The sequence below is a fragment of the Amycolatopsis sp. NBC_01480 genome (assembly GCF_036227205.1).
In the GTDB taxonomy this organism is placed as follows: Bacteria; Actinomycetota; Actinomycetes; order Mycobacteriales; family Pseudonocardiaceae; genus Amycolatopsis.
Genome location: NZ_CP109442.1, coordinates 1,170,286 through 1,188,067, shown reverse-complemented (window position 1 = coordinate 1,188,067; position 17,782 = coordinate 1,170,286). Strand labels below are relative to the sequence as shown.

The following is a 17,782-nucleotide window of genomic DNA, read 5'->3' as shown; positions in this document are numbered from 1 at the left end:
TGGCGGCAAAGCCGGCAGGTCTCAGGACCGGCAAACCTCAAGCGGCAAGACCGGCAAAGCCAAACGTCTCAAGGCCTGCGAACCTCGAGTGGCAAGACCCGCGAGCCTTCAAAGTGGCAAGACCGGCGGCTCTCAGGACCTGCAAGCCTCAAGCTGGCAAGATCGGCGAGCCTCAAGACTGGCGAGCCTCGAGGCCGGCAAGCCTCCAGGGCGACAACACCAGCAAGCCAAGATCCAAGTCGGAAGTCTCAAGAAACCAACCCGAGCCCGAAGCTCAGACCTCGGTCAGCAACCCCAGGGAGCAGAGCGAGCCGGCCAGGGCGATGATGTCGTAGCGGGTGTCTTCGGTGTCGGTTTCCCAGAGGGCGGACAGGACGTCCGCGGCGCGGTCGACGTCGCCGTTGTGCTGCTTGAGGGCGATCCACATGGCGGCGGCGACGGGCTCGCACTCGACCTGGCGGCAGGTGGCGCGGCAGGACAGCTCGAGGTGGCCGTTGGGGAGCATCCGCTGGGTGACGCCGGGAGCGGTCTGGATCGCCATCATGACTTCCTCCGAGGGCTGGTGGTTCCGGGGCTGTTCTGTTTGCTGTAACCAGTTTCGCGAATCCGGGCCCGCGGAACCATGGGGCCCGCACCTGAAGGCGAGGTGGGGTTTCCTCACCCCTACCCGAGCCACTCGCGCAGCCTCGCCGCCACCGTGGTCAGGACGGCGTCCAGCCGGTCGTTCAGGTAGAAGTGGCCGCCGGGGAAGACTTCCACGGCGCAGGCGCTCCTCGTGTGCGCGCGCCAGGCAGCCGCCTCCGCCAGGTCGGTCACCGGGTCCGTGTCGCCCACCAGCACCTGGATCGGGCAGACCAGCTCGGGCCCGCCGTCGTGCCGGTAGGTCTCCACGGCGGTGTAGTCCCCGCGGACGGCGGGCAGCACCATGCGCAACAGCTCGTCGTCGCCCAGTACCGCGCTGTCCGTGCCGCTCAGCTCCTTGAGCGCGGCGATGAGACCGTCGTCGTCGCGCTGGTGGACGTACTCGATCCGCTGCTGGGACGGCGCCCGGCAGGCGGACGCGAACAGGCCCAGCAGATCCGCGCCCCGGGCCTCCAGCCGGCGCGCCACCTCGTAGCCGACAGTGGCGCCCATGCTGTGGCCGAACAGCGCCAGCGGGCGGTCGGACCACGGGCCGAGGTCCTCGGCGATCGCGTCGGCCATCTCGCCGACGTCGTCATAACACCGCTCCGCGCGACGGTCCTGGCGTCCCGGGTACTGCACGGCGACGACGTCGGCGTCCAGCCCGGCCGCGACGGCCGCGCGCGAAAACGGGAAGTACGCGGTCGCCGAACCACCCGCGTGCGGCAGGCAGATCAGCCGCACGCGCGCGTCGCCCGCCTGGTGGAAGCGCCGGATCCATCGGCTCGAAGTCTCGTTCACGGCAGTCACAGTTCAGGAAGTCTTCGGGGCGCGCGGCGGCCCGGCAACCCCTAGCTCTTGGGCCAAGGGCGCCTTTAGCGGTAGCGACAGTCCGTAGTCAAGACGCCCCTTCGGGTGACTTTAGATCGCGGTTGGCTGCACTTAGGGCACGGCTGGAACCGTCGTCAGGGCAGGAAGATGACCGCCTGCGTCGAGGAGCTGACCATGGGCGTGAACTGGGGGCAGAACCGCCGAAACGATCCGCAGGAGGCATTGGCGTTCATCGAGGGGCTACTGATCGAGTGCGACGCCGGCGCGGGGGAAACCGTGCTGGTCGGCGGGGGACCGGCCAGCGGCAAGTCGCAGGTGCAGAACCGGGTGGTGGCGCGGGCCAGGGAGCTGGGCATCCTCACGCTCACCGCGGCCGGCGCGGCCGACGAGCGGGACGTGGACGGCGGGGTGATCGACCAGCTGCTGGCCGGGCCAGCGCTGCCGAGGGCCGTCACCGGGCCGCTCACCGAGGGTGACGCGGACGAGCGGATCGCCGGTCTCGCCAGCGCGGTGCACCGGCTGGCCCGCGAACGCGCGGTGCTGGTGGCGGTCGACGACCTCCACCACGTGGACGAGACTTCCGCGCGGCTGCTGCTCCGGCTGCAGCGCCGGACCCGCTCGTCCTCGCTGCTGCTCGTGCTGAGCCACCCGGACAGCTGGTACACCGGGGACGGGCTGCCGTTCGCCGCCCAGCCGCACCGGCACGTGCAGCTGACGCCGCTTTCGGTGGCCGCCATCGCGGAGCTGGTCGCGGCGGCCGGCCACGACGGCGTGCCCGAGCGGATCCACGAGCTGACCGCCGGGAATCCGTTGCTGGTCAACGCTTTGCTCGACGCCTACCGCGGCGACGCCGACGACAGCCGGGTCGGCCTCGCCTACTCCGAGGCGGTCCAGCGCCTGCTGCACCGCTACGGCTCGCCGCTGCGCGAGGTGGCGACCGCGATCGCGGTGCTGGACACCGACGTCACGACCGACGCCGTGGCCGCCGTCGCCGGGGTCGATCCGCTCGACGCCGAGGCGTCCGCCGGAGTACTGGCCGACAGCGGCCTGGTCACCGGCGTCCGGTTCCGGCAGCGGCCGGCCGCCGCGGCCGTGGTGGGCGGGCTGCGCGGGCCGGAGAAGGTGCGGCTGCACGTCCGGGCCGCCGAGGTGAAGCACGCCCGGGGCCTGGCCGCGGCGGACGTCGCCCGGCATTTGGTCGCGGCGGGCGAAGCGGCAGCCGACTGGGCGCTGCCGGTGCTGGTCGAAGCCGCGGAACAGGTGATGCTCGGCGACGACGTCGACTTCGCCACCCGGTGCCTCAAGCTGGCCGCGTCCGTTTCGACGGCGAAGTGGGAGCAGCAGACGATTTCCCAGCTGCTGGCCAAGATCACCTGGCGGGTCAACCCGGCCGCGGCGGCGCCGCACCTGGAATGCCTGCGCCGGGGCGGGGACCAGCTGGACCAGTCGGACCGGATCGCGCTCGTGCGGCAGTCGCTGTGGTTCGGCGAGCGGGAGACGTTCGAGCGCGCGTTCACCGCGCTCGGCGACGACGTCGAGCCGCTCGACCCGCGCACCGCGGCCGAGCTGAGCCTGGCCGGGCAGTGGCATTACGGCGTCACCCCCGCACTGGCCGAAACGGCGGTGCCCGAGTCCGGCGACCCGTGGCTGCACACCGCGAACACCCTCGGCGCGGTCTGGCGTACCGGCGGCGGCGAGGCGACTTCCGCTTGTGCGGAGCGGATTCTGCAGAACTGCCGGCTTTCCGACACCTCGCTCGAGGCGCTGGCCACCGCGATACTGGCGCTGGCCTACGACGGGAAAGCCGACCGGGCCGAGGGCTGGTGCACCTCGCTCGGCGAGGAGGCCGAGTACCGCGGCGCGGTGACGTGGAAGGCGATGCTCGACGCGCTCGGCGCGAGCCTGGTGCTGCGCCGGGGCGACGTCGCCGCCGCGACCGAGCAGGCCGCCCGCGCGCTGGCACTGCTGGACGCGCCGAACTGGGGCGTCGCGATCAGCTACCCGCTGGCCACGCTGCTGAGCGCGCACACCGCGGCCGGCGCGTTCAAGGCCGCGGCCGCCGTGCTGCGGCGCCCGGTGCCGGACGTGGTGTTCACGACTCTGGGCGGCGTCCGCTACCTGCGGGCCCGCGGGCAGTTCCACCTGGCGACGAACCGGGGGCTCGCCGCGGTCAGCGATTTCCAGCAGTGCCAGCGAATCCTGCGGGAGCGGAATCTCGACCTGCCGGCGATCGTGCCCTGGCGCACCGATCTCGCCGAGGCGAACCTGCGGCTGGGCAACCCGACGCTCGCCGTCGAGCTGGCCAAGCAGCAGCTCGGCTGCTCGGCCCCGACCGACAGTTACTCCCAGGGCTCGGCCCTGCGGGTGCTGGCCCTCGCGGGCGACAGCGCGGCGCGCCCCGGGCTGCTCAACCGTGCGGCCGAGGCGTTCAAGGCGTCCGGCGACCGGCTGGAACTGGCGAAAACCCTGCGGACGCTGAACCAATTGGGCCAGCGGGCGGAACGCTCGGCCGGCCTGGTCAAGCCGGTGCACGTGCCGCGGCAGGCGTCCTCGGCGGCGTCCCGGGCACCGGCGCCGAGGCCGGTGCCACGGCCGGTCACGGCCGCGCCGGAGCCGGACGGCGGGACGGGGAACCCGGTGGCGCTGAGCGAGGCGGAGCTGCGGGTCGCCGAGCTGGCGGCGCACGGGCGGACCAACCGGCAGATCTCGGAGGCGCTGTACATCACCGTGAGCACGGTGGAACAGCACTTGACGCGGGTGTACCGCAAGCTCGGCGTGCCCGGCCGCTCCGCGCTGGCGAACGAACTGGCCGGCGCCGAAAGCGGGTTGTGATGCTCGACGAGGTCGAACTGCGGGTGGCCGAGCTGGCGGCGGCCGGCACGGGGATCGACGCGATCGCGGAGGCTCTGGGGGTTTCCGCGAACGCGGTCCGCGAGCACCTCAACCGGGTGTACCGCAAGCTCGGCGGCGTGGCAGTGGGCTGAGGCTGAACGCCGCGCACTGAGCACGCGAGGAAGGCCGCGCCCCCAACGGGACGCGGCCTTCCTCGCGTGAAAGAGCAATCAGGGGCGACGGTCGGCGACCACCGCGTCGATGATGTCGTCGAGGGTGCGCGTCGGGACGAAGCCGATCTGGTTGTACGCGCGGTTGCAGTCCGGGATGCGGCGCTGCATGTCCTCGTAGCCTTCGCCGTACGCCTCCTCGTACGGGACCTTCGCGATGACGCTTTCGGAATCCGTCTTGGTGATCACGCGCTCGGCGAGCTGCGAGATGGTGGTCTGCTCGGTGCTGCCGAGGTTGAACACCTTGCCGTACGCGGATTCGTCGGACAGCAGCGCGACCAGCGCGGGCACCACGTCGTGCACGTGGCAGAAGCAGCGGGTCTGCTGGCCGTCGCCGAAGACGGTGATCGGCTCGCCCGCCAGCGCCTGCGTGACGAACCGCGGGATGACCATGCCGTACCGCCCGGTCTGGCGCGGGCCGACGGTGTTGAACGGCCGCACGATCACCGTGCGCAGGCCGTGCTCCACCGCGTAGAGGTGGGCGAAGGTCTCGTCCAGCGCCTTGGCTTCGGCGTAGGACCAGCGGTTCTTCAGCGGCGAGCCGATGATCCGGTCGGCGTCCTCGGTCAGGCCGTCGGCGGTGTTCTTGCCGTAGATCTCGCTGGTGGAGGCCACCAGAATCGGCACGTCGTGGCGCAGCGAGGCGTCGAGCAGGTTCTCGGTGCCGTGCAGGTTGGTGCGCAGGCTCTCCATCGTCTTGTCCAGGATGGTGAACACGCCCACCGCGGCGGCGAGGTGGAACACCGCGTCGATGCCGGCCATGCAGGACTCGACCGCGGCCGGGTCGGTCACCGAGCCGCGGACGAAGCGGAAGCCCGCGTGCCCGGCGACGCCGGCGAGGTTGTCGAGGGTGCCGGTGCTGAGGTTGTCGAGGGCGACGACCTCGTGGCCGAGGCCGAGGAGGTGCTCGGTGAGGTGGGAGCCGATGAACCCGGCTCCGCCGGTGATGAGGTAACGCACTGGTAGTCCTCTCTCAGTCTGTTCCGGGCCGTGGCGGAGCGCCGCGGGTCTCAGTCTTTCCGGGGCCGCGGCGGAGCGCCGCGGATCTCATGTCAGTTGCCGAAGAGCGCGGGGTCGAAGCGGTAGGTGGCGTCGACGATGGTGCCGACCTGGCCGAGCCAGTCGTAGCCGTGGCCGGGCTGGACGGTGTGGATCAGCGCGATGTCCCAGTCGCCGCCGTCCGGCTCGACGACGCTGTCGAGCGAGCCGCCGGTGACGCGCACGTTCGGCACGAGCGGGTCGTAGTAGCCGACCTTCGCGCCCTTCGCGGCGAGCAGGTCGATGATGTCCAGCGCCGAGGACGAGCGCACGTCCTGCACTCCGGGCTTGTACGTCACGCCGACGACCACGACCCGCGCGCCCGCCAGGCCCTTGCCGTCCTTGGACAGCGTGTTCTGCACCCGCTCCACGACCTGCTTCGGCCGTTCGGCGATGGCGTGCATGGCCTGCGTGACGAGCGGCGCGTTGCTCTGCGTCGCGCGCAGCTGCCACAGCAGGTAGTGCGGGTCGCAGGGGATGCAGTGGCCGCCGACGCCGGGGCCGGGGTGGAAGGCCATGAACCCGTACGGCTTGCTCGCCGCCGCGTCGATCACCTCGATCGGGTCGATCGAGAAGCCGTCGCTGATCTCCGCGAACTCGTTGGCCAGCGCGATGTTCACCGCGCGGAAGGTGTTCTCGTACAGCTTGGTCATCTCCGCCGTCTCCGGCGAGCTGACGCAGTGCACCGCGGGGGTGAGCACGTTGATCACGCGCTGCGCCATCGCGGTGCACGCGGGGGTCGTGCCGCCCAGCACGCGCGGCGTCTCGGCCTGCGTGTGCGTGACGTTGCCCGGGTCGATCCGCTCCGGGCTGGACGCGACGAAGATGTCCCGGCCCACCTTGAAACCCTTGGCCGCCAGCGGTTTCACCAGCAGCCGCTGGGCGGTGCCGACGTAGCTGGTGGAGGTCAGGATCAGCGTCTGGCCGGCCCGCGCGTGGGCGATCAGCTCCGCGCACGCGCTCTCCAGCGGGCCGAGGTCCGGCATCAGGTACTCGTCGAGCCCGGTCGGCACGCACACCAGCACCGCGTCGGCCTCGGCCATCCGGGCGGAGTCCGCGGTGAGCTGGAAGTCCTCCTGGTGCACGGCCTTCTCGAGCCGGCGGTGGTCGCTCTCGATCAGGTCGACCTCGCCGGAGCGGATCGCGTCGAGGCGGTTCTGCGACAGGTCGATGCCGATCACCCCGACCCCGCCGGCGTGCAGGCCGAGCGCGGTCGGCAGCCCGACGTAGCCCATCCCGATCACCGCGACGGAGGTCAGCTTGTTCAGTTCGGCGATGGTTTCGTATTCAGCGACAGTACTGGTCATTCCTGGTCACCCGTTTCTGGCACGGCAAGTAATGGTCTCTCGGGAACGGCGGGATCGGCACCCCCGTAAACGGTCCTCAGTGGACGATCCGGACGATTTCGAAGGCCTCGGCCAGGCCGGCGGAAACCTGCGAGCCCCGGTATTCGGCGAGCGCGCGGACCCCGCGCTCGCTGCGTGGGTTGGGCCACGGCTCCAGCTCCTTGCCATACGCCCGCAGCGCTTCGAGCTTGCGCTCCAGGTGCGTCTCGTCGAGGCGCTGCCACAAGTTGGGCCGGAAGGCGACCGGGAGGCCCGAAGCCTCACCGACGTCGGTGGCCGACCGGATCTCGAACGTGCGCACCTCCTGCACGCTGCCCTTGCCGGGCCGGCCCGCGACCCGCGCGGCCCGGCTGACCAGCGAGTGGTCGGTGCTCAGGTCGCACATGCTGGTGGTCAGGATGGTGTCCGGCTCGAAGTCGCGGACCTCGCGCTCCACCACGCGGTTGAGCTCCAGGTGGCTGATGGCGTCGAGCCGGTTGTCCCCGAACTCGCTGATGCTCACGCGCTCGACCCCCAGCGTCTTCGCCGCCAGCTCGATCGCGGAGGTGCGGTTGGTGACGCCGGCGCCGGTCGCCGAGCGCGAGCCGTCGTCGTTGGTCAGGATGCAGAGCGACACCACCACGCCCTCGTCGGCGAGGCGGGCGATGGTGCCGCCGGCGCCGAGCGTCTCGTCGTCGCCGTGCGCTCCCACGACCAGCAGTTTGCGAATTTTCCTGTGCATACCGATTCCCCAGTCTGTTCGGCGAGCTCCGAGCACGGTGACATTCGTGAAGTGCGAGAAATCCTTGAAGCTGAAGGAAATCTGACATTCCCGGGTGGCAGCGACAACCCCTAAAGACCGTCTAAAGCGGACCTTGGCGGCCGCGTCAGGCCGGTGTTCCTGGGGCTGTTAGGGGTGGGTCGGGCGACCGCGGCGCTCGTATCGTCACCTCGGTCCGGCGTTAAGTGGCGTGGAAGGAACGAGGACACGTGGGCAACTCCGAGGAAAAACTGGTCGGTGCGCTCCGGGCGTCGCTGAAGGAGACCGAACGGCTGCGGGACAAGAACCGCCGGCTGACCGACGCCGCGCGCGAGCCGATCGCGATCGTCGGCATGGCCTGCCGGCTGCCGGGCGGGGCCAACACGCCGGAGGACCTCTGGCGGCTCCTCGACGGCGGGGTCGACGCGATCGGGGAGTTCCCGGCGAACCGCGGCTGGGACCTCGACCGGATCTACGACCCCACCGGTGAGCGCCCCGGCTCCAGTTACGTGCGCGAAGGCGGTTTCCTCCACGACGCCCTCGACTTCGACGCCGACCTGTTCGGCATCAGCCCGCGTGAAGCACTGCTGATGGACCCGCAGCAGCGGCTGCTGCTGGAGACCTCGTGGGAGGCCTTCGAACGGGCGGGCATCGCGCCGCACTCGGTGAAGGGCAGCCGCACCGGCGTGTTCGCCGGCACGATGTACCACAACTACCAGGGTAGTTACGGCTCGTCCGGCGTGATCTCCGGCCGGCTCGCCTACACCTTCGGGCTCGAAGGACCCGCGGTGACGATCGACACCGCGTGCTCGTCCTCGCTCGTCGCGCTGCACCTGGCGGTGCAGGCCCTGCGTTCCGGCGAGTGCTCGCTGGCGCTGGCCGGCGGCGTCTCGGTGATGTCCACGCCGCGCACCTTCGTCGAGTTCTCCCTCGACGGCACGCTCGCGCGCAGTGCCCGCTGCCGCGCGTTCGCCGACTCCGCCGACGGCACCGGCTGGTCCGAGGGCTGCGGCATGCTGCTCGTCGAGCGCCTGTCCGACGCGCGCCGCCACGGCCACCCCGTGCTCGCGCTCGTGCGCGGCACCGCGATCAACCAGGACGGCGCGTCCAACGGCATGACCGCGCCCAACGGCCCGGCCCAGCAGCGGGTGATCCGGCAGGCGCTGGCCAACGCGAACGTCGCGGCCGAGGAGGTCGACGTCGTCGAGGCGCACGGCACCGCCACCAAGCTCGGCGACCCGATCGAGGCGCAGGCGCTGCTCGCGACCTACGGCCAGGGCCGCCCGGAGCACAGCCCGTTGCGGCTGGGCTCGATCAAGTCCAACCTCGGCCACACGCAGGCCGCGTCCGGCGTCGCCGGGGTGCTGAAGATCGTGCTGGCGCTGAACAACGGCGTGCTGCCGCGGACCCTGCACGTCGATCAGCCGACCCGGCACGTCGACTGGGCGAGCGGGCAGGTCGAGCTGCTCACCGAGGCGCGGGAGTGGCCGCGCAACGGGCATCCGCGCCGTGGCGCCGTTTCGTGCTTCGGGCTGAGCGGGACGAACGCGCACATCATCCTCGAGGAGGCGCCGGACGCTGTGCTCTCTGCGGACGGTGTTGCCGGGGTTGGCGGTCCTGCTGCTGTCGGTGCTGCGGCGGGCCTGGCCGCGGTGCCGTTCGTGTTGTCCGGCCGGACGCCGCAAGCGTTGCGCGCGCAGGCCGTGCGGCTGGCGGAGCACCTGGTCGCTGAGCCGGGTTTGCCGGTGCTCGACGTGGCCCGCACGCTGGCGGCCGGGCGTACGCACCTCGACCACCGCGCCGCCGTCGTCGGTCGTGACCACACCGAGCTGCTCGCCGCGCTGACCGCCTTCGCGAACGGCGCGCCCGGCGCGGTCACCGGCGTCGCGCGCGGTGAGGTGAACACCGCCTTCCTGTTCTCCGGCCAGGGTTCCCAGCGGGCCGGCATGGGCCGCGAGCTGGCGGCCGCGTACCCCGCGTTCGCCGCCGCGTACGACGAGGCCTGCGCCGAGCTGGACAAGCACCTGGACCGTCCGATCCGCGAAGTGATCAACAACGACGCCGACGCGCTGGCGCAGACGGGGAACACGCAGGCCGCGCTGTTCGCGTTCGAGGTCGCGCTGTTCCGCCTGCTCGAGTCCTGGGGCCTGGTGCCCGACGCGGTGTGCGGGCATTCGATCGGCGAGCTGGCCGCCGCGCACTGCGCCGGGGTGCTGTCGCTGGCGGACGCCGCCGCGCTGGTCGCCGCGCGCGGGCAGCTGATGCAGGCGCTGCCTGGATCCAGGAACGCGTCGCGCAGTGACTCCGTCGAGGGTGGCGGCGGGGAAATGGGCGGTGGCGCGATGGTCGCCGTCGAGGGCACGCCCGAGGAGGTGGCCGCCCACGATCCACAAGGGACGGTTGACCTCGCCGCGGTGAACGGCCCGCGTTCGGTGGTGCTGTCCGGGGAAGAGGCCGCCGTGCTCGCGGTGGCCGCGAAGTTCGCCGAAGACGGGCGCCGGACGACGCAGCTGCGGGTGTCGCACGCCTTCCACTCGCGCCTGATGGAGCCGATGCTCGCGGAGTTCCGCGCCGTGGCCCAGGGCCTGACCTATCACCAGCCGGCGCTCACCGTCGTCTCGTCCGTCACCGGCGCCGAGGTTTCCGCGGAGCTGACCGATCCCGAGTACTGGGTGCGCAACGTCCGGCAGCCGGTGCGGTTCGCCGACGCGGTCCGCGCGCTGGGGGCCGAGGGCGTCAACCGCTTCCTGGAGCTGGGCCCGGACGCGCCGCTCACCGCCGTGGTCCCGCAGTCGGCCGCGGACTCCGCCGTCGCCGTGCCCGCGCAGCGGCGTGACGTCGCCGAGGACGTCGCGCTCGCCACCGCGCTGGCGACGCTGCACGTGCGGGGCGTGGTGCCGGACTGGTCCGCGCACTTCACCGCGCGCGGTGCCGGGCAGGCCGCGTTGCCCACGTATGTCTTCCAGCACCAGCGTTACTGGCTGGAGGTCGCCTCGGACTCCGGTGACGTGACGTCGACCGGCCTCGACCCGGTGGACCACCCGCTGCTGGGCGCCGCGACGCTGCTCGCGGACGCCGACGGGCTGGTGCTGTCCGGCCGGGTCTCCGCGGCCACGCACCCGTGGCTGAACGACCACGTGGTCGGCGGCGCGATCCTGTTGCCCGGCACGGCTTTTGTCGAGCTGGCCGTGCGCGCCGGGGACGAGGCGGGCTGCGGCCGGGTCCAAGACCTCACGCTGCACGCGCCGCTGGTGCTGCCCGCGAAGGGCGCGGCCCGGATCCAGGTGCGCGTCGGCATGCCGGCCGAGGACGGCTCGCGGCCGATCAGCATCCACTCGCGTCCCGACGATCTCGCCACCACCGGTGCGTGGGTGCGTCACGCCGACGGCCGGCTGGCCGCGCTTTCCGACAGCGCGACGTTCGACATGAGCGCCTGGCCCCCGGCGGGGGCCGAGACGGTCGACCTCGAGGGCATGTACGAAATGCTCGCCGGGCACGGCATGGCGTACGGCCCGGTGTTCCAGGGCTTGCGCGCGGCCTGGCGCGTCGGCGAAGACGTGTACGCCGAGGTCGCGCTGCCCGAGCAGGACCGGCTCGGCGCCGAGGCTTTCGGCCTGCACCCCGCGGTGTTCGACGCGACGCTGCACGCCGTCGGGCTCAGCTCGGCCGCTGGGGAGGGCACGACCCTGCCCTACGCGTGGTCCGACGTCGAGCTGCTGGCCGCCGGCGCCGCCACGCTGCGCGTGCACATCCGGCCGACCGGGGCGCAGGCCGTGGAGCTGCGGCTCGCGGACTCCACTGGCGCGCCCGTCGCGCGGGTCGGTGAGCTGAAGCTGCGCCAGATCAGCGAAGAGCAGCTGGCCGCCGCGCGGGCGGTGCCGAGCAGCACGGACTCGCTGCTGCGGGTGGACCTGGTCCCGATCGCGCTGCCGGACGCGCCCGCGTCGCCCGACTTCACGGTGTACGAGGTGAAGCCCGGAAAGGACGCGGCGGCCGCGAAGAAGGCCGTCCACAATGCACTGTCCGAGCTCCAGGCCCGGCTGGCGGAATCGGGCCGCCTGCTCGTGGTGACCCACGGCGATCTGGCCGGGGCCGCCGTCGCCGGGCTGGTGCGTTCGGCCCAGGTGGAGAACCCGGGCCGCATCGTGCTCGTCGACGGCGACGCGACGCCGGGGCAGCTCGCCGCGATCTCGGCCGCCGACGAGTCCTCGGTGTCCATTGTGGACGGTGTGGTGCACGCGCCGCGGCTGGCCCGCACCGCGTTGGACCCTGCGACCGCAGCGTCCGGCTGGGGTGACGGCGCTCTGCCGGACCCCGCGAACACGACATTGCGCTGGGGTGACGGCACGGTGCTGCTCTCGGGCGGCACGGGCGCGTTGGGCCGGCTCGTCGCCGTGCACCTTGCCCGGCAGGGGGCGAAGAAGCTGCTGCTGGTCAGCCGGCGCGGCGCGGACGCGCCCGGTGCGGCCGAACTCGTTGCCCAGCTTGAAGAACTGGGGGCGCAGGCCCAGGTGGTCGCCACCGACCTCGCCGACCGCGCGAAGGTGCGCGCGCTGCTGAAGAAGCACCCGGTCACCGCCGTCGTACACGCTGCCGGGGTGCTCGACGACGGCGTGCTGCCGTCGCTCACCCCCGAGCGGATCGACCGCGTCTTCAACCCGAAGGCACTGGCCGCCTGGCACCTGCACGAGCTGGCCGGTGACGTCACGGCGTTTGTCACGTTCTCCTCGGCCGCCGGTGTGCTCGGCGCGCCGGGCCAGGGCAACTACGCCGCCGCCAACGCTTTCCTCGACGCCCTCGCCACCCGGCGCCGCGCCGAGGGCAAGCCCGCGCACTCGCTCGCGTGGGGCATGTGGGAGTCCGATGCCGGGATGGCCGGCGAGACTCACGGCAAACGCGCGCTCGGCGCCTTCACCGCGGAGGAGGGCCTCGCGCTCTTCGACGCGGCCGTCGGCGCGAGTGGTGACGTGTACGTGCCGATCAAGCTGGACCTGCCCGCGTGGCGTGACGCCGGTGGGGTACCGGACCTGCTGCGCGGCCTCGTCCCGACCGCGCGGCGCACCGTCTCCGACCGGGAAGCCGGTGCGGATTCGTTGCTGGGCAAGCTGATCCGGCTGCCCGCGGAGAAGCGGCTGGATCACCTGCGCGAGCTGGTCGTCCAGCACGCCGCCGCGGTGCTCGGCCACGGCTCGGCCGACGTGGTCGACGCCGACCGCGCGTTCAAGGACCTCGGTTTCGACTCGCTCACCGCGGTCGAGCTGCGCAACACGCTCAACGAGGCCACCGGGCTGTCCCTGACGGCCACGCTGGTCTTCGACTACCCGACCGCCGGCGACCTGGCGGAGCACCTTCGTGAATCGCTGCTGGGGGATGCCGCGGACGACGGCGCGGTGGCCGACGGCCCGGCCGTCGCGAGCACCGACGAGCCGATCGCGATCGTCGGCATGGCCTGCCGGTTCCCCGGCGGGGTCGCCACGCCGGAAGACCTGTGGCGCCTGGTCGCCGCGGGCGGCGACGGCATCGGCGACTTCCCGGACGACCGCGCGTGGGACATGGACCACTGGATCGAGCAGGTCGCACCGGACGGCGGGCCGCCGCAGGGCGGGTTCGTGCCCGACGCCACCGACTTCGACGCGGCGTTCTTCGGCATCAGCCCCAACGAAGCCGTGATGATGGACCCGCAGCAGCGGCTGCTGATGGAGTCCTCCTGGGTCGCGCTGCAGGGCGCGGGCCTGGACCCGTTGTCGCTCAAGGGAAGCACGACCGGGGTGTTCGTCGGCGTGATGCAGACCGACTACGACCCCGGTGACGCGCTGACCCAGGGCGGCGGCCTCTACCGCGGCTCCGGTGCGCTGAGCAGCGTCGTCTCCGGCCGGGTCGCCTACGCCTTCGGGCTGGAGGGACCGGCGGTCTCGGTGGACACCGCGTGCTCGTCCTCGCTGGTCGCGCTGCACCAGGCGACGCAGGCACTGCGCGCCGGTGACTGCTCGCTGGCGCTGGTCGCCGGCGTCTCCGCGCTCGTCTCACCGGCGCCGTTCGCGCAGTTCGTGGACGGCGCGGTGGCCCGCGACGGGCGCTGCAAGCCCTACTCCGCCGCGGCCGATGGCTTCGGCTGGGGCGAGGGCGTCGGCGTGCTGGTCGTCGAACGGCTCTCCGACGCGCGCCGCAACGGCCACGAAGTGCTCGCGATCGTCAAGGCCAGCGCGGTGAACGCCGACGGCGCGTCCAACGGCCTCACCGCGCCGAGCGGCCCGGCCCAGGAGCGGCTGATCCGCCGGGCACTGGCCACCGCCGGGCTCGAAGCGTCCGAAGTGGACGTGGTCGAGGGCCACGGCGCGAGCACCCCGCTCGGCGACCGGATCGAAACCACCGCGCTGCTCGCCACCTACGGCCGGGGACGGCCCGCGGACCGGCCGCTGTGGCTGGGCTCGGTCAAGTCCAACATCGGGCACACCCAGGCCGCGGCCGGCGTCGCGGGCGTGATCAAGATGGTCGGGGCGATGCGGCACGGCGTGCTCCCGCGGACCTTGCACGTCACGGAGCCGACCGCCGACGTCGACTGGTCGGCGGGCACCGTCCGGCTGCTCGACGAGACCCGCGACTGGCCCGTCGTCGACCGTCCCCGCCGCGCTGCGGTGTCCGCCTTCGGCTACAGCGGGACCAACGCGCACGTGATCCTGGAGCAGGCGCCCGTCGAGCCGGTCGCGGCCGCCGAGCCGGTCGCGGACCCCGGTGGGGAGCTGCCGCCGCTCGTGCTTTCGGCCCGGACCGCCGCGGCGCTGCCGGACCAGGCGCGCGCCCTGCTGAAGCTGCTCGAGGCCGGCCCGTCGCCGGAACTGCTCGACGTCGCGTACTCGCTGGCCGCCCGCCGGCCGTTGTTCTCGCACCGGGCCGCCGTGGTCGGCGCCGACCTCGCGCAGGTCCGGGCCGCCTTGTCCGCGTTGTCCACTTCGGACGGTGCTTCGCCGGAGAACGTCGTGACCGGACGGGCCCGCTCCGGCGGCACCACCGCGTACCTGCTGCCCGGCCAGGGCGCCCAGCGCGCCGGCATGGGCGCCGGGCTGTACGAGGCCTTCCCGGTGTTCGCGCACGAGCTGGACCGCGTGGCGAAGTGCTTCGACGTGCACCTGGGCCGCTCGCTGCGCGAGGTGATGTTCGCCGAGCCGGGCTCGGTCGGCGCGCAGCTGCTCGACCGGACCCAGTTCAGCCAGGCCGCGGTGTTCACCTTCGAGGTGGCGCTGTTCCGCCTGCTGGAGTCGTGGGGCCAGCGGCCGGACGTGCTGGTCGGCCACTCCGTCGGCGAGATCGCGGCCGCGCACCTGGCCGGGGTGCTCTCGCTCGAGGACGCGGTCAAGCTGGTCGCGCACCGCGGCCAGCTGATGGCGGAGATGCCGGCCGGTGCGGTGGTCGCGATCGAGGCGGACGCCGCCGAGGTCACGCCGCTGCTCGGCGCGGGCGCCGCGCTGGCCGCGGTGAACGGGCCCAAGGCCGTGGTCGTGTCCGGCGAGGAGGGCGAAGTCCTTGCCGTCGCCGAACACTTCACGCAGCTGGGCCGGCGCACCAACCGGCTCGCGATCGGCTGCGCGGTGCACTCGCCGCTGCTCGACGAGATCCTGGAGGAGCTCGAGGAGATCGCCGAGGAGCTCACTTACGACGAGCCGCGGCTGGCCGTGGTGTCCACCGTGACCGGCACCGCCGTCACCGACGAGCTGCGCGACCCGAAGCAGTGGGTGGCGAACTGCCGTGGCACGGTCCTGTTCGCCGACGCCGTGCGCGCGACCGGTGCCACGCGGTTCGTGGAACTGGGCACCGACGGGGTGCTGACGGCGCTGGCGCAAGCCGCGCTGACCGAGACCGACGACGTCGCCTTTGTCTCTGTGTTACGGAAGAACCGGCCCGAGGTGGCGTCCGCGCTGCTGGCCGCCGGGAGGCTGCACGTCACCGGCGCCGGGCTCGACGTGCGGCGGCTGTTCACCGGCCGCCACGCGAACACGATCGCGCTCCCGGACTACGCGTTCCACCGCAGCCGCTACTGGCCGTCGGTCGACATGGAGGCCCGCCGGGCGACCGGCGACCTTTCCTCCAGCGGCCTGGACTCCGGCGAGCACCCGCTCGTCGGGGCCGTGCTGACCATGGCCGGCTCCTCGACGGTCGTGCTCACCGGCTCGCTGTCGACGGCCACCCACCCGTGGCTGGCCGACCACCGCGTCAGCGGGACCGCGGTGTTCCCGGCCGCCGGGTTCGTCGAGCTGGCGATCCGGGCCGGCGACGAGGTCGGCTGCGGTCGGCTGGCCCGGCTGGTGACCGGCGCGCCGCTGGTGCTCGGCCAGGAGAAGACGCAGCTGCAGGTGGTCGTGGGCGAGCCCGGCGACGATGGGCAGCGGCCGGTGACCGTCCACTCGCGACAGGGTGGCGACTGGACCAGGCACGCGGAGGGCTCACTGGTCTCGGACGAGGGCCCCGAGCCGGAGCCGCTGACGCAGTGGCCCCCGGCCGGCGCGGTCCCCGCCGATGTCACCGAGCTGTACGGCCTGCTCGCCGACGCCGGGTTGGACTACGGCCGCGGCTTCCGCCGGTTGCGCACCGCCTGGGTCGCGGACGGCTCGGTGTTCGCCGAGCTCGACCTCGACGCCAGCATGGGCGCCGACCGGTTCGGGCTGCACCCGGCCGCGCTCGACGCGGCCCTGCACGCCACCGCACTGTCCACTGTGGCCGCGATCGACGGGGTTCCGGCGGAGTGGACCGATTTCCGGCTCTTCGCCACCGGCGCCGCCCGGCTGCGGGCCCGGCTCACGCCGATCGGCGACGACGCCGTTTCCCTGCTGCTGACGGACCGTGCGGGCGCGCCGGTCGCCGCCGCCGGGTCGGTGGTGCTGCGGCGGGCCGAGCTTTCGGAGACGGCCGGGACCGCCAAGCGGGCCACAGCCCGGACCCGGCGGGCGGTCGTGGAGGCACCGGTCGAGGAGACCGGCGCGCTGGAGCTGACCGAGAAGGGGCTGCGGCAGTTCGTGCTCGACCAGGCCGCGGCGCTGCTCGGGTACGACGGGACGGACGTGATCGACCCGGACGCGCACTTCCTGGAGTTCGGCTTCGACTCGCTGACCGCCGTCGAGCTGCGCAACGTGATCTCGGAGATGGCCCGGGTGGAGCTGCCGGCGTCGGTCGTGTTCGACCACCGGACCCCGGCGGGCCTGGCCGAGCACCTGCTGGGCCTGCTCACCGGAACCGGCACCGCCCCGGCCGCCGGCGACCCGGTGAAGGAGATGTTCTTCGACGCGGTCCGCGGCGGCCGGGTGGAGGACGGCATCGCGCTGCTCGGCGCGGCGGCGAACCTCCGGCCGAAGTTCGCCGGAGTCGCCGACCTGGCCGAGCCGCCCCGGCCGCTGGAGCTGGCCGCCGGACCGGCGGCGCCGCGCCTGCTCGCGGTGCCGCCGCCCGCGGCGATGGGCGGCGCGTACCAGTACGCGAAACTCGCGGCCCAGTTCCGTGGCAGCCGGGCGTTTTCGGCCCTGCCGACGCCCGGCTTCCTGACCGGTGAGCTGGTGCCGGCCGACGTCGAAGCCATGCTGGACGTGCTCGCCGAGAGCGTGCGGCTCGGCGCGGACGGACAGCCGTACGCGCTGCTCGGCTACTCCTCCGGCGGTGTGCTGGCGTACGCGCTGGCTTCGCGGCTGGAGAAGGCCGGCCTCGCGCCGGCGGCCGTGGTCCTGCTCGACAGCTACGAAATGGACGGCGGCGGCGAGGCTACCGCGGACACCGTGGCCGACATGGCGGCGGGCATGATCGAGCGCGAGGAGCAGTACGGCCCGTTCGACCGCGACAAGCTGACCGCGATGGCCCACTACCTGGGCCTGCTGGAGGAGGTCGAGCTGGCCGACGTCGCGGCGCCGACCGTGCTCGTCCGGCCGGACCGCCGCTTCACCACCGGCGGCGAGCCGGCGCGCGACGGCGAGGACCCGGGCACCTGGCGCACGACCTGGCACCGCGCGGACACGGTGGTCACCGTGCCGGGCGACCACTTCAGCCTGGTCGACGCCGACGCCGGGACGACCGCCGAGGCCGTCGGCGGCTGGCTCGACTCTGTTTGATTCGCGGAGTTGGGTGCCGGTGGTCGTGGCTGGGCCGTCGTGCTCTGTGTGGTTGGC

General features: G+C 72.9%; 7 protein-coding genes and 1 pseudogene. 3 read left to right on the top strand and 5 right to left on the bottom strand.

Translation table 11 applies throughout. From position 1 onward, the window contains the following. Positions 1-274 precede the first annotated feature (274 nt). On the bottom strand, positions 275-541 hold the full coding sequence (locus OG371_RS05455) for a hypothetical protein (RefSeq protein ID WP_329066174.1): 267 nt from the start codon (positions 539-541) through the stop codon (positions 275-277). Positions 542-663: 122 nt separating this feature from the next. After that, positions 664-1,422 carry a thioesterase II family protein gene (locus OG371_RS05450; protein WP_329066172.1) on the bottom strand — a complete coding sequence of 253 codons (759 nt, stop codon included), beginning with the start codon at positions 1,420-1,422 and terminating at the stop codon, positions 664-666. A 177-nt stretch (positions 1,423-1,599) separates the two neighbouring features. On the opposite strand from OG371_RS05450, the gene OG371_RS05445 reads away from it, so the two are divergent. Then, positions 1,600-4,284, top strand: a complete 2,685-nt coding sequence (locus tag OG371_RS05445; protein WP_329066171.1) for a LuxR C-terminal-related transcriptional regulator — start codon at positions 1,600-1,602, stop codon at positions 4,282-4,284. Further along, positions 4,284-4,436, top strand: a complete 153-nt coding sequence (locus OG371_RS05440; protein ID WP_329066170.1) for a LuxR C-terminal-related transcriptional regulator — start codon at positions 4,284-4,286, stop codon at positions 4,434-4,436. Before OG371_RS05445 ends, OG371_RS05440 begins: the two co-directional genes overlap by 1 nt. A gap of 78 nt (positions 4,437-4,514) precedes the next feature. On the opposite strand, the gene OG371_RS05435 is transcribed toward OG371_RS05440, so the two are convergent. The 3 genes from OG371_RS05435 to OG371_RS05425 form a co-directional block, all read right to left on the bottom strand. Continuing rightward, positions 4,515-5,474 carry an NAD-dependent epimerase/dehydratase family protein gene (locus OG371_RS05435; RefSeq protein WP_329066169.1) on the bottom strand — a complete coding sequence of 320 codons (960 nt, stop codon included), beginning with the start codon at positions 5,472-5,474 and terminating at the stop codon, positions 4,515-4,517. Between the two features lie 92 nt (positions 5,475-5,566). After that, the gene (locus tag OG371_RS05430) at positions 5,567-6,859 is read right to left on the bottom strand and encodes a nucleotide sugar dehydrogenase (RefSeq protein WP_329066167.1); all 1,293 of its coding nucleotides are present in this window, start codon (positions 6,857-6,859) and stop codon (positions 5,567-5,569) included. Positions 6,860-6,935: 76 nt separating this feature from the next. Continuing rightward, positions 6,936-7,619: a PIG-L deacetylase family protein gene (locus OG371_RS05425; RefSeq protein ID WP_329066164.1), complete on the bottom strand. Its 684-nt coding sequence runs from the start codon at positions 7,617-7,619 to the stop codon at positions 6,936-6,938. Positions 7,620-7,873: 254 nt separating this feature from the next. Between OG371_RS05425 and OG371_RS05420 the strand changes: the two are divergent. After that, positions 7,874-17,725 (top strand): annotated as a pseudogene (locus tag OG371_RS05420) (SDR family NAD(P)-dependent oxidoreductase); the annotation flags it as partial. Positions 17,726-17,782 lie beyond the last annotated feature (57 nt).

Coding starts and splice junctions, on each gene's coding strand:
- OG371_RS05455 (WP_329066174.1), bottom strand. CDS start 541: ATGGCGATCCAGACCGCTCCCGGCGTCACCCAGCGGATGCTCCCCAAC.
- OG371_RS05445 (WP_329066171.1), top strand. CDS start 1,600: ATGACCGCCTGCGTCGAGGAGCTGACCATGGGCGTGAACTGGGGGCAG.
- OG371_RS05440 (WP_329066170.1), top strand. CDS start 4,284: ATGCTCGACGAGGTCGAACTGCGGGTGGCCGAGCTGGCGGCGGCCGGC.
- OG371_RS05430 (WP_329066167.1), bottom strand. CDS start 6,859: ATGACCAGTACTGTCGCTGAATACGAAACCATCGCCGAACTGAACAAG.
- OG371_RS05425 (WP_329066164.1), bottom strand. CDS start 7,619: ATGCACAGGAAAATTCGCAAACTGCTGGTCGTGGGAGCGCACGGCGAC.